The sequence below is a fragment of the Phycicoccus duodecadis genome (assembly GCF_002846495.1).
GTDB classification, from domain to species: Bacteria; Actinomycetota; Actinomycetes; order Actinomycetales; family Dermatophilaceae; genus Phycicoccus; species Phycicoccus duodecadis.
In genome coordinates, this window is the sequence record NZ_PJNE01000001.1 from 2,941,647 (window position 1) to 2,954,287 (window position 12,641).

A 12,641-nucleotide genomic window follows, 5' to 3' on the forward strand; every position below is an offset into this window, starting at 1 on the left:
TCCTCCGCCGCACCGTCGCGCCGCCCCCGAAAGGACCCCCGCCCATGAGCACCACCGTCCGCTGGTTCCGTGAGCTCGGCCTCGACGACGTCGAGTCCGTCGGGGGCAAGAACGCCTCGCTCGGCGAGATGGTCCAGCACCTCTCGGCCGCCGGGGTGGCCGTGCCCGACGGCTTCGCCACCACGGCCGAGGCCTACCGCCGCTTCCTCGGCGACACCGGGCTGGCCGAGCGCATCTCCACGCTGCTGCGCGACCTCGACGTCGACGACACTCGCCGCCTGGCCGAGGTCGGGCGCGAGATCCGCGAGGCGGTCGAGGCCCAGGAGTTCCCCGAGGACCTCGAGCGCGACATCCGGGCCGCCTACGAGCAGCTGGTCGGCGAGGCCAGTGACGCAGGGGGCGAGGTCAGCTGGGCGGTGCGCTCGAGCGCCACGGCCGAGGACCTGCCGGACGCCTCGTTCGCCGGGCAGCAGGAGACCTTCCTCAACGTGCGGGGCATCGAGAACGTGCTGCACGCCATCCGTCTCGTCTTCGCCTCGCTCTACAACGACCGGGCCATCGCCTACCGGGTGCACAGCGACTTCGACCACGACGTCGTCGCGCTCTCGGCCGGGGTGCAGCGGATGGTCCGCTCCGACGTCGGCGCCTCCGGGGTCATGTTCACCATCGACACCGAGTCCGGCTTCGAGGACGCGGTGTTCATCACCAGCGCCTACGGCCTCGGCGAGGGCGTCGTGCAGGGCGCGGTCAACCCCGACGAGTTCTACGTGCACAAGCCCGCGCTGCGCGCCGGCCGCACGGCCATCCTCAAGCGGGGCGTGGGGGCCAAGGCCACGAAGATGGTCTACACCGACGACGCCACGGTGGGCCGCACCACCGAGTTCGTCCCGGTCGAGGCCGAGGACCAGCGCCGGCTCAGCCTCACCGACGACGAGGTCACCGAGCTGGCCCGCACCGCTCTGCGCATCGAGGAGCACTACGGCCGCCCGATGGACATCGAGTGGGGCCGCGACGGGGTCGACGGGAGGATCTACGTGCTCCAGGCCCGGCCCGAGACGGTCAAGTCGCGCGCGGCCGGCGGGGTGCAGCAGCGGTTCCGCCTCGAGGAGCGCGGGCCGGTGGTCGTCGAGGGCCGGGCGATCGGCCAGAAGATCGGCGCCGGCGCGGTGCGCGTCCTCAGCGACGTGGGGTCGATGCACGAGTTCGTGCCGGGCGAGGTGCTCGTGGCGGACATGACCGACCCCGACTGGGAGCCGATCATGAAGCGCGCCGCCGCCATCGTCACCAACCGCGGTGGCCGCACCTGTCACGCGGCGATCATCGCCCGCGAGCTCGGCATCCCGGCCGTGGTCGGCACCGGCAGCGCCACCACCGAGCTGGCCGACGGGCGCGAGGTCACCGTCTCGTGCGCCGAGGGCGACACCGGCTACGTGTACGACGGGCTGCGCGAGTTCAGCGTCGCCGAGACCACGCTCGAGGAGATGCCCGAGATCCCGACGCGGATCATGATGAACGTCGGCACCCCGGAGCAGGCCTTCGAGTTCTCGCGCCTGCCGCACCGGGGCATCGGGCTGGCGCGCCTGGAGTTCATCATCAACCGGCAGATCGGCATCCACCCCCGGGCCCTGCTCGAGCTCGAGGACCAGGAGCCGGCCCTGCGCGCCGAGATCGAGGAGCGCATCGCCGCCTACCCCGGGCCCCGCGAGTTCTTCGTCCAGCGCCTGGCCGAGGGGGTCTCGATGCTCGCGGCCGCCTTCGCGCCCGAGCCGGTCATCGTGCGCCTCTCGGACTTCAAGTCCAACGAGTACGCCGGCCTGCTCGGCGGCGAGCGCTACGAACCGCACGAGGAGAACCCGATGCTGGGCTACCGCGGCGCGGCCCGCTACCTGTCGGAGGAGTTCGCCCCGTGCTTCGCGATGGAGTGCGAGGCGCTGCGCTACGTGCGCGACGAGATGGGCCTGACCAACGTCAAGGTGATGATCCCGTTCGTGCGCACCGTGGCCGAGGTCGAGGGCGTCATCGAGCTGCTCGGGCGCAACGGGCTGACCCGCGGCGAGAACGACCTGCAGGTCGTGATGATGTGCGAGCTGCCCTCCAACGCCGTCAACGCCGACGCCTTCCTCGACCACGTCGACGGCTTCTCGATCGGGTCCAACGACCTGACCCAGCTGACCCTCGGCGTCGACCGCGACTCGGCCCTGGTCGCAGGGTCCTTCGACGAGCGCGACCCAGCCGTCAAGACGCTCATCTCGATGGCCATCCGCGCCTGCCGCGAGCGCGGCAAGTACGTCGGCATCTGCGGGCAGGGCCCCTCGGACCACCCCGACCTGGCCGAGTGGCTGCTCGACGAGGGCATCGAGTCGATGTCGCTCAACCCCGACACCGTGGTCGACACCTGGCTGCGGCTCGCGAAGCGGTCCTGAGCCGCCGGGCGCGCCCCTGGCGGCCGGGCGCCCCGGTCAGGGCAGGTCGGCGACGAGGTCCCCGTCGCGCTCGACCCGCTCGAGGACCTCGTCGAACATCAGCTGGGTCAGCGCACCCGGTGCGTCGGCGCCGCGTTCGACCTCGTCCCAGGAGCGCGGCGCCGCCACGTGCGGCAGCTCGCGCCCGCGCAGCGAGTACGGGCTGATGGTGGTCTTGGCGGCGACGTTCTGGCTCCAGTCGAGGAACACCTTGCCGGGGCGCAGCGACTTGGTCATCTTCCAGAGCACCAGGCCCGGATGCTTCTTGGTCAGCTCCTGCGCGAGCTGCTGCGCGAGGTCGCGCACCTGGTCCGAGGTCAGGTCGCCGCCGAGCGCCGCGTAGAGCTGCATCCCCTTGCTCCCCGAGGTGACCGGGAACAGGTCCAGGCCCAGGCGCTCGAGCCGCTCGCGCACCAGGAGGGCCACCTGGGCGCACTCGTGCAGGCCGGCCGGGGTGCCGGGGTCGAGGTCGATGACCAGCCGGTCGGGGTTCTCGCGCTCGCCGGTGTCGGTGACCGTCCACTGCGGCACGTGCAGCTCGAGGGAGTTGAGGTTGACCAGGTAGGCCAGCTCGGCGACCCCCGGCACCAGCGGGTAGGTGACGTCGTCGACGTCCACCCGGGGCAGCCAGGCGGGCGCCCCCGAGGGCACGTTCTTCTCGAAGAACATCTGGTCGGCGACCCCGTGCGGCCAGCGCACCCGGGTGACCGGGCGCCCCGCCAGATGGGGCAGCAGCACCGGCGCCACGCGCGCGTAGTAGTCGAGCACCTCGCCCTTGGTCGTCTCGGTGGCGGGGTACATCACCTTCTCGAGACTGGTGAGCCGTAGCCGGCGGCCCCCCACCTCGACCCGGGTCACCGAGGGCTCAGCCGCCATCCTCGACCTCCTGCAGCTCCGCGGGCGTCAGGTCGTGCCGGACGCCGAGGTAGGTCGGCTGGCGCAGGCGGTGGTCGGCGGTGAGCATGAGGGTGCGGACCTCCACGACCAGGGCCGGGCGCACCCACGTGGCCCCGGACGCGTCGATGCGGGGCACCTCGTCGGCGAAGGGCGGGGTGTCGGACTCGAGGGGCCGCAGGCGGCGCAGCAGGGCCTCGCCCGCCGCCCCGGCCAGCCCCGAGCCGACGCGGCCCGCGTAGCGCCAGCCGCCCTCGCCGTCGGGCAACCCCACGAGCACCGCCCCCAGCCGGTCGGCCGACGAGGCGCCGGAGCCCGCCTCGGGACGCCAGCCGCCGACCAGCACCGAGTAGGTGCGCCGGTGGGCGACCTTGCGCCAGTCCGGGGAGCGCCGGCCGGTGAGGTAGCGGGCGCTGCGGCGCTTGCTGACCACCCCCTCCAGGCCCTGCTCGTCGGTGACGCGCAGCAGCACGTCGCCGTCGTCGTGGACCTCGGGCACCTGCCACGACCGGCCGGTGAGGTCGAGCTCCTCGAGGAGGCGGCGCCGGGTGGTCCAGGGCTGCCCGGTGAGGTCCTGCTCGAAGAGGCGCAGCAGGTCGAAGACGATGAGGGTCACCGGCCGGGTCGCGGCCAGCGTCTCGGCCTTGCGCCGCTGGGTGACGTGCATCCGCTCGGTCAGGGCGTGGAAGCTCGGGCGCCCCTCGTCCATGGCCACCACCTCGCCGTCGAGCAGCAGGTCGTCGTAGGTGCCGGCCAGGCCGTCGAGCTCGGGGAAGGCCGCAGTCACGTCGCGCTCGGTCCGCGACGTGACGACCACCCGGCCGCCGCGGACGTCGACGAGCACCCGCATCCCGTCCCACTTGACCTCGTGCACCCACTCCGGCCCGCGCGGCGGCGCGTCGGCGGCGGTCGCGAGCATCGGGCGCATGGGCCCATCCTGCCGTGCGGCGCGTGGCCCGGGCCCGGACGCGGCGCGCACTGGGCTACCGTCCGCGGATGGAGCCGCCCCGCCCGGGTGCCGTGGCGCGTCCCGTCGTCCTGGTCGAGGGCGAGAGCGACGCGGTGGTGGTGCGCGCCCTGCTGCGCGACCGGGCCCCCGGGGTGGGCGTCACCCCGATGGGCGGCGTCACCAACCTGCTGCGCTTCCTCGACCGGCTCGGCGGGCCCGGGCCACACGTCCTGGCCCTGGTCGACCAGGGCGAGACCCGCTTCGCGACCGGGGCGCTGCGCCGGCACGGGGTCCGGGCCGAGAGCGTCGAGGAGCTGGCGTGGCACGGCGTCTTCGTCTGCGAGCGCGACCTCGAGGAGGTCCTCATCCGCGGGCTGGGACCCGGGACCGTCGTCGACACCCTGGCCGGGATGGGCGAGGGGGCGGCGTTCGAGACCTTCACCCGGATGCCGCAGTGGCGGGGCCGCCCCGTGGCCGACCAGCTGCACCGCTTCGCCGGCTCCGGGTCGGGACGCAAGGCCCGGCTGGCCGCCCGGCTGGTGGAGCGCCTCGACCCCGGCGCCCTCCCCGCCCCGCTCGACGCCCTGGTGGCGGCCGCGGCCGCCGTACCCCTGCCCTGACCGACGGAAAACCGGTGGCGGGGCGCCCCGCCGGGGCGGTATCCTTCTCGACGGACAACGGTCGGGAAGCAGCCCACCCCGGGGTACCGGGACGGTCCTGCGCGTCGCCCGTCCGTGGTGGATCCTCAGCCCTCCACCGGCGGGCACCTGGTGTCCGGGGTTCGACTCCCCAGGCGCCACCGGTCGGACCTCGGACGCCTGCGGCCCTGCGGTCCGGTGCTGCCCGTCCGGAGCGCCGGCACCCCGCCGTCGGCAGCCGCCGCCCGGTGGCGTCACCCCGGTCCGTCCCGTCCTGTTCGTTCCCTCCGTCCGTCCCACCCGTTCCGTCCCACCCGTTCCGTCCCACCCGGCCCCCGAGGAGGTGCCCGATGTCCCTGTTCCACCTGACCGTCCCCACCCACCAGTCCGTGGTCGAGTACCGCCACGGCGCGCTGCTCCGGGTGCTGGGCCCGGGCCGCCACCGCCGGCGCCGCGGAGTGCTGCGGCACGCGGTCGACCGCCGCGAGTCGCTGCTGGCACTCGCGCCGCAGGAGGTCCTGACCGCCGACGGCGTGAGCGTGCGGGTCTCCGCCACCCTGCGGTGGGCCGTCGTGGACCCCGTGGCGTGGCTGGAGCGGTCGTCCGACCCGGGCGGCACCGTCTACCTGGCCGCCCAGGTGGCCCTGCGCGAGGCGCTGGCCGGGCTGGGGGCCGAGGAGCTCGGCCGCCGGGGCGCGGCGCTGCCTCTGGGGTCGCTCACGGCGGCGGTCGACGCCGTGGCGCGCGAGGTCGGGATCGAGGTCCGGGAGGTCGTCGTCAAGGACGTCGTCCTGCCCGGCGAGCTGCGGTCCGCGGCCCTGGAGCTGGTGGCGGCGCGCTCGCGCGGCGCGGCCCAGCTCGAGGCCGCGCGGGCCGAGAGCGCGGCGCTGCGTTCGCTCGCGAACGGCGCACGACTCCTCGAGAGCCACCCCGCGCTGGCCCGCATCCGGCTGGTCCAGTCCGCCCCGCCGGGGTCGACGGTCGTGCTCCGCCTCGACGGCCCCGACGACGTCGGGACCGTCGCTGCGGGCGAGGGCTGACCGGAGGCCGCCGCACCCACCCGGGTGCGGCGGCCCCTCCCCCGGGACGCCGTCCGGGCCTAGGCTGACCAGGGACGACGACGAGCAGGACCGGAAGGTGGCGCTGGGCATGCGAGCGATCTGGAAGGGCGCGGTCTCCTTCGGCCTCGTCAACGTGCCGGTGCGCCTGTACTCGGCCACCGAGAACCACGACGTGCAGTTCCGCCAGGTGCACCGCGAGGACGGCGGCCGCATCCGCTACAAGCGCATGTGCTCGATCGACGGCGAGGAGGTCAGCTATGACGACATCGCCAAGGGGTACGAGACCGAGGACGGCGACATGGTCGTCCTCACCGACGATGACTTCGCCGACCTCCCCTCGAGGACCTCCAAGGAGATCGGGGTCACCAAGTTCGTCCCCGCCGACCAGATCGACCCGATGTGGCTCGACAAGTCCTACTTCCTCGAGCCCGACAAGTCCGCCACCAAGCCCTACGTCCTGCTGCGCGACGCCCTCGAGAGCGAGAAGCGCGTCGCCATCGTCACGGTCTCCATCCGCACCCGGATGACGATGGCCGTGCTCCGGGTGCGCGACGGGGTCATCGTCATGCAGACCATGCTCTGGCCCGACGAGGTGCGGGCCGCCGAGTTCGCGCACGTCCAGGAGGAGACCCACGCCTCGAAGCAGGAGATGGACATGGCGCGCATGCTCATCGACCAGCTCGCGGGCGACTACGACCCGGGCGAGTACGAGGACGACTACGCGCTCGCCGTCAAGGAGCTCGTGCGGGCCAAGGTCGAGGGCGGCGAGGTGCGCGTCGCGGCGGTCGAGGAGGAGGAGTCCGGCGAGGTCGTCGACCTGCTCGCAGCCCTGTCGCGCTCGGTCGAGAAGGCCAAGGCCGCCCGCGGCGAGGCACCCGCCCCGGCGAAGAGCGCCACGGCGTCGAAGACCGCCACCACGACGTCGGCCGCCAAGAAGGCCCCTGCCCAGAAGGCCGCCGCCAAGAAGTCGGCGACCAAGCGGACCGCCGCCAAGAAGGCCGAGAAGAAGGCCAGCTGAGTCGGGCGGCATCGAGGACCGCCCCCGCCCCGGGCGCGTCCCGCGAGAAACCCGTGCCGCCGGGGCGCGCGAGACCTACCATCGTGGCCGGAGCCATCGGCCGGGGTGGGGCCGAGCACGCGCGCGGAGGGATGACCATGACGACGCTGCGCCGTGCGCTGGGGGCGCTGGCCGCCGCCGGCGTGGTGGCGGCGACCCTCGTCGTCGGCGCGCCCGTCGCCCGGGCCGAGCAGGGCCTGACCGTCGCGGCCACCAGCCGCTATGTCTACGACGCGGAGGCCCAGGTCGTGCGGGCCACCATGACCCTCGACCTGAGCAACGTCAGCCCCGACCGCCAGAGCGGCGGCGGTGTCTACACCTACTTCTTCCAGGGCTACTCGGTCCCCATCCCCCAGAGCTCGGCCCGGGTGCGGGCCCAGAGCGACGGCTCCCGGCTCGACGTGCGCGTCGGCGGCACCGACGACCCGAGCATCGCACTGGCCCGCATCACCTTCCCGGACCTGCGCTACCGCCAGAGCCGGCGCATCGTGCTGACGTACGAGATCCGCGGCCGCGCGCCCCGCTCCACCGACAGCACCCGCGTCGGGCCCGGCTACGCCACGTTCGTGGCCTACGGCCCGGGCGACGAGGGCAGCAACCGGGTCGAGGTGGTCGCGCCGTCGGCCATGTCGTTCACCAGCACGGTCGACGGCTTCGAGGACGAGACCAGCGGCGGCGTCTCCACGTACACCGCCACCCGGAACACCTTCGACGGTGGCCTGTGGTCGGTCGTCTCGCTGCGCGACCCCGACCAGGTGCGCGAGAGCACGGTGCGCGTCGAGGACCTGTCGTTCACCCTGTCGGCCTTCCCCGACGACGACCTGTGGTCCTCCTTCGTGTCCACCACCGTCCGCACGGGCCTGCCCACCCTCGAGACCCTGGTGGGCAACCCGTGGCCCGGCGGCCTCGAGCAGATCCGCGAGGACGCCTCGCCGTCGCTGCGCGGGTACGACGGCTGGTTCGACCCCCAGGGCGACGAGATCGTCGTCGGCGAGCAGCTGGACGACGACCTCATCTACCACGAGCTCTCGCACGCCTGGGTGTCCGGCGACCGCTTCGACCAGCGCTGGCTCTACGAGGGCCTGGCCCAGGTCATCGCCGAGCGGACCGTGCAGCGCACCGGCGGCCGTCCCACGAAGCACCCCGTGGTCTCGCGCCGGGGCACCGGGGCCGTCGCGCTCAACGACTGGGACGGGGATGCCGGGAGCCGCTCGACCGACCTCGAGACCTACGCCTACCCGGCCTCCTACGCTGCCATGAAGGCCCTGCTCGGGTCGCTCGACGACCAGCGCTTCGCCGCGGTGGTCGGCGCGGGCATCCGGGGTGAGCGCGCGTACGACCCGCCGGGCACCGTCACCCCCAGCGCCGGGCGCACCTCCTGGTCGGACTGGCTCGACCTGGTCGAGACCCGCGGCGGCGTCACGACCGCACCGAAGGTCTTCACCACCTGGGTCCTGGACGGCAAGCAGGTGGCCCTGCTCGCGCCGCGCGCCCGCGAGCGCGCCGCCTACTCCGCGCTCGACGAGGCCGACGGCGCGTGGCTGCCACCCGAGGGGCTGCGCGACGCCCTCAGCTCCTGGGACTTCGACCGCAGCCGGGCGGTGCGGGGCGAGATCGCGCCCCTGGGGGCGGGCGCCGCGGCCGTCCAGGACGCCGCGCAGCGCACCGGGCTGCCGGTACCGGCGGCGGTGCGGCAGGCCTACGAGCGCGCGAGCGTCGACGACGACTACCGGGCGCTGGGGACCTCCCTGCCCGCTGCGGCTGCTGCCATCACCGCCGTCGCCCGGGCCCGCACCCGGGCCGCCGCCCTCGACGACCCGTTCAGCGAGCTCGGTGCCCGCCTCCTGGAGGTGCCCGAGCGCACCGCGCACGCGACCGCGCTGCTCGCCGACGGCCGCGTGGCCCCGGCCGTCGCGGCCGCGGCCGACGTGTCGCACCGGGCCGGCTGGGCGCCGGCCCTGGGCGCCGCGCTGCCGGCGGCGGCCCTGCTGCTGGTGGCCGCCCTCGGCAGCGCGGTGGTGCTGGCCGTGCGCCGCTCGCGCCGCCGGGCTCAGAGCACCCGCAGCATCCGGACGTTGCCGAGGGTGTTGGGCTTGACCCGCTCGAGGTCGAGGAACTCGGCTACGCCCTCGTCGTAGGAGCGCAGCAGCTCGGCGTAGACCTCGGGCTCGACCGCCTGGCCCTCGATGGCCGTGAAGCCGTGCCGCCCGAAGAACTCGGTCTCGAAGGTCAGGCAGAACAGGCGCGACAGGCCCAGCTCACGGGCCCGCTCGACGAGCCGCACGAGGATGGCCGACCCCACCCCGCGGCCCACGACGCCCGCCTCGACCGCGAGGGTGCGGACCTCCCCCAGGTCCTCCCACAGCACGTGTACCGCCCCGCAGCCCACGACCCGCCCGTCGACCTCGGCGACCACGAAGTCGACCACCGACTCGTAGTACGCCACCGCCTCCTTCTGCAGCAGCACCCTGGCCTCCGCCAGCGGGGCCACCAGCGCGCGGATGGCCCGGACGTCGGCGGTGCGGGCCGGTCGGACGAGCACCCCCGGGGGCGGAGGTGGGGCGGCGGCGTCCGAGGTCACGATCGGCACTGTAGTGCGGCCGGCGCGTCGCCGGCCCCGGGGGGTTCGGCGCCGCGGCGGCCGGGGGCAAGGGCGCGGCCCGCCACCGCAGGGGTGGTGGCGGGCCGCTGCAAGAGGCCCCGGAGGCCCTTGCTCTTCAAATGATGGGCCAGAGACGTGCATTTGTGGGTAAAGAAACCGTCAAGGTTTCCTCGTCGTATCGTTCTGGCCGATCGTTGACCATTCATTGTCCCGTCTTCCTGGGGCCGGTGGACGCCGCTGGTCCGCACATCGGGGCCGCCGGCGGGCGCCCGAGAATGCATCCGGAGAATTCGCGGAGGGTGGGCGACATTCCCCGGAGGCATTTGCGTGCACCGGCCCGCGCGGGGCCCGGCGTGGGCGGCCCCAGCACGGCCCGAGGCCCCCGACCGGGTGGTCGGGGGCCTCGGGTGACGGGCGGGCCTGCCTCAGGCCTCGGAGACCTCGGCCGCCACGATCGGGAGCTCGATGCCCCGACTGTGCGGCGTGCCCTGGAAGGTGAAGGTGGCGTCCTTCTCCTCGCCGGTGGCGTCGACCGCGACGATCTCGCCGGCCTTCAGCTCGCCGAACAGGATCTTCTCGGACAGCACGTCCTCGATCTCGCGCTGGATGGTGCGCCGCAGCGGGCGCGCACCGAGCACGGGGTCGTAGCCCTTGGTCGCCAGCAGGTTCTTGGCCGCGGGCGTGAGCTCCATGCCCATGTCCTTGTCCTTGAGCCGCTTGTCGAGCTTGGCGATCTCGAGGTCGACGATCTGGACGATCTCGGACTGGCTCAGCTGCGGGAAGACGATGGTGTCGTCGACGCGGTTGAGGAACTCCGGGCGGAAGTGCTGCTTCAGCTCGTCGGTGACCTTGGCCTTCATCCGGTCGTAGTCGGACCGGGTGTCGGGGCCGGCCGAGAAGCCGAGGGTGCCCTTGGAGATGTCGCGGGTGCCTAGGTTGGTCGTCATGATGATGACGGTGTTCTTGAAGTCGACCATCCGGCCCTGGCTGTCGGTGAGACGGCCGTCCTCGAGCACCTGCAGCAGGCTGTTGAAGATCTCGGGGTGGGCCTTCTCGACCTCGTCGAACAGCACGACCGAGAACGGCTTGCGCCGGACCTTCTCGGTGAGCTGGCCGCCCTCCTCGTAGCCGACGTAGCCGGGAGGCGAGCCGAAGAGGCGCGAGACGGTGTGCTTCTCGCTGTACTCCGACATGTCGAGCTGGATGAGGCTGTCCTCGTCGCCGAAGAGGAACTCGGCCAGCGTCTTGGCCAGCTCGGTCTTCCCGACGCCGGTGGGGCCGGCGAAGATGAACGAGCCACCGGGGCGGCGCGGGTCCTTCAGGCCGGCCCGCGTGCGGCGGATGGCCTGCGAGAGCGACTTGATGGCCTCGTCCATGCCGACGACGCGCTTGTGCAGCTCGTCCTCCATGTGGAGCAGGCGGCTGGACTCCTCCTCGGTCAGCTTGAAGACCGGGATGCCCGTCGACGCGGCGAGGACCTCGGCGATGAGCTCCTCGTCGACCTCGGCGATGACGTCCATGTCGCCGGACTTCCACTCGGCCTCGCGCTTGGCCTTCTCGTTGCGCAGGTTCTTCTCGTCGTCACGCAGCCGCGCGGCCTTCTCGAAGTCCTGGCCGTCGATGGCCGACTCCTTCTCGCGCACGACCGCCGCGATCTTCTCGTCGAACTCGCGCAGGTCCGGCGGTGCGGTCATCCGGCGGATGCGCAGTCGCGCGCCCGCCTCGTCGATGAGGTCGATCGCCTTGTCGGGCAGGAAGCGGTCGTTGACGTACCGGTCGGCCATGTTGGCCGCCGCCACCAGGGCGGCGTCGGTGATGGACACCCGGTGGTGGGCCTCGTAGCGGTCGCGCAGCCCCTTGAGGATCTCGATCGCGTGGGCCAGCGTGGGCTCGGCGACCTGGATCGGCTGGAAGCGGCGCTCGAGGGCGGCGTCCTTCTCGATGTGCTTGCGGTACTCGTCGAGGGTGGTGGCCCCGATGACCTGGAGCTCACCGCGCGCGAGCATCGGCTTGAGGATGGACGCGGCGTCGATCGCGCCCTCGGCCGCGCCGGCCCCGACGAGGGTGTGGATCTCGTCGATGAACAGCACGATGTCGCCGCGGGTACGGATCTCCTTGAGGACCTTCTTCAGCCGCTCCTCGAAGTCACCGCGGTAGCGGCTGCCGGCCACCAGAGCGCCGAGGTCGAGGGTGTAGAGCTGCTTGTCCTTGAGGGTCTCGGGCACCTCGCCCTTGACGATGTCCTGGGCCAGGCCCTCGACGACGGCGGTCTTGCCGACGCCGGGCTCGCCGATGAGGACGGGGTTGTTCTTGGTGCGGCGGGACAGCACCTGCATGACCCGCTCGATCTCCTTCTCGCGCCCGATCACCGGGTCGAGCTTGCCCTCGCGCGCGGCCTGGGTGAGGTTGCGCCCGAACTGGTCGAGGACCAGCGAGCCCGCGGGGGTGCCCTCGGCGGGGCCGCCCTGGGTGGCGCCGGGGCCGGAGGAGGCACCCTCCTTGCCGCCCTGGTAGCCCGAGATGAGCTGGATGACCTGCTGGCGCACGCGGGAGAGGTCGGCGCCCAGCTTGACGAGGACCTGCGCGGCCACGCCCTCGCCCTCACGGATCAGGCCGAGGAGGATGTGCTCGGTGCCGATGTAGTTGTGGCCGAGCTGCAGCGCCTCGCGCAGGCTCAGCTCGAGGACCTTCTTGGCCCGCGGCGTGAACGGGATGTGACCGGTCGGGGCCTGCTGGCCCTGGCCGATGATCTCCTGCACCTGCTCGCGGACGGCCTCGAGGCTGATCCCGAGGCTCTCGAGCGCCTTGCTCGCGACGCCCTCACCCTCGTGGATGAGGCCGAGGAGGATGTGCTCGGTGCCGATGTAGTTGTGGTTGAGGCCTCGTGCCTCCTCCTGGGCGAGCACGACGACGCGGCGGGCGCGGTCGGTGAACCGTTCGAACATGGTGCTACTCCTGACGTCGAGTCCCCTCGATGC

General features: G+C 73.1%; 9 protein-coding genes. 5 read left to right on the forward strand and 4 right to left on the reverse strand.

Going from position 1 to position 12,641, the window contains the following annotated elements; all coding sequences use genetic code 11:
- Positions 1 to 44: 44 nt before the first annotated feature.
- Entirely contained in the window at positions 45 to 2,423 is a 2,379-nt protein-coding gene (ppsA, locus tag ATL31_RS13720) for a phosphoenolpyruvate synthase (RefSeq protein WP_101396263.1), read from the forward strand.
- 36 nt (positions 2,424 to 2,459) lie between these two features.
- On the opposite strand, the gene ligD (ATL31_RS13725) is transcribed toward ppsA, so the two are convergent.
- Together ligD (ATL31_RS13725) and ligD (ATL31_RS13730) are read right to left on the reverse strand one after the other, a co-directional pair.
- Positions 2,460 to 3,338: a non-homologous end-joining DNA ligase gene (gene ligD, locus ATL31_RS13725; RefSeq protein WP_101396264.1), complete on the reverse strand. Its 879-nt coding sequence runs from the start codon at positions 3,336 to 3,338 to the stop codon at positions 2,460 to 2,462.
- Positions 3,328 to 4,284 carry a non-homologous end-joining DNA ligase gene (ligD, locus tag ATL31_RS13730; RefSeq protein ID WP_101396265.1) on the reverse strand — a complete coding sequence of 319 codons (957 nt, stop codon included), beginning with the start codon at positions 4,282 to 4,284 and terminating at the stop codon, positions 3,328 to 3,330. The genes ligD (ATL31_RS13725) and ligD (ATL31_RS13730) overlap by 11 nt, the downstream gene beginning before the upstream one ends.
- Before the next feature lie 68 nt (positions 4,285 to 4,352).
- On the opposite strand from ligD (ATL31_RS13730), the gene ATL31_RS13735 reads away from it, so the two are divergent.
- The 4 genes from ATL31_RS13735 to ATL31_RS13750 all read left to right on the forward strand — a co-directional run bounded on the left by ATL31_RS13735 (position 4,353) and on the right by ATL31_RS13750 (position 9,199).
- Positions 4,353 to 4,925: a hypothetical protein gene (locus ATL31_RS13735; RefSeq protein WP_101396266.1), complete on the forward strand. Its 573-nt coding sequence runs from the start codon at positions 4,353 to 4,355 to the stop codon at positions 4,923 to 4,925.
- Positions 4,926 to 5,293: 368 nt separating this feature from the next.
- A complete protein-coding gene (locus ATL31_RS13740) occupies positions 5,294 to 5,983 on the forward strand; it encodes an SPFH domain-containing protein (protein WP_101396267.1) in 690 nt (229 codons plus the stop codon).
- 109 nt (positions 5,984 to 6,092) lie between these two features.
- A complete protein-coding gene (ku, locus tag ATL31_RS13745; protein ID WP_101397661.1) occupies positions 6,093 to 7,022 on the forward strand; it encodes a non-homologous end joining protein Ku in 930 nt (309 codons plus the stop codon).
- Positions 7,023 to 7,159: 137 nt separating this feature from the next.
- Positions 7,160 to 9,199: a hypothetical protein gene (locus ATL31_RS13750; protein WP_143598394.1), complete on the forward strand. Its 2,040-nt coding sequence runs from the start codon at positions 7,160 to 7,162 to the stop codon at positions 9,197 to 9,199.
- Here the strand turns inward: ATL31_RS13750 and ATL31_RS13755 are convergent.
- Both ATL31_RS13755 and ATL31_RS13760 read right to left on the reverse strand, forming a co-directional pair.
- Positions 9,112 to 9,645 (reverse strand): amino-acid N-acetyltransferase, encoded by a 534-nt coding sequence (locus ATL31_RS13755; protein ID WP_170062531.1) that lies wholly within the window; start codon positions 9,643 to 9,645, stop codon positions 9,112 to 9,114. The two genes, ATL31_RS13750 and ATL31_RS13755, sit on opposite strands and share 88 nt — an antisense overlap.
- Positions 9,646 to 10,088: 443 nt before the next feature.
- Positions 10,089 to 12,608 carry an ATP-dependent Clp protease ATP-binding subunit gene (locus ATL31_RS13760; RefSeq protein ID WP_101396270.1) on the reverse strand — a complete coding sequence of 840 codons (2,520 nt, stop codon included), beginning with the start codon at positions 12,606 to 12,608 and terminating at the stop codon, positions 10,089 to 10,091.
- Between the last annotated feature and the right edge of the window lie 33 nt (positions 12,609 to 12,641).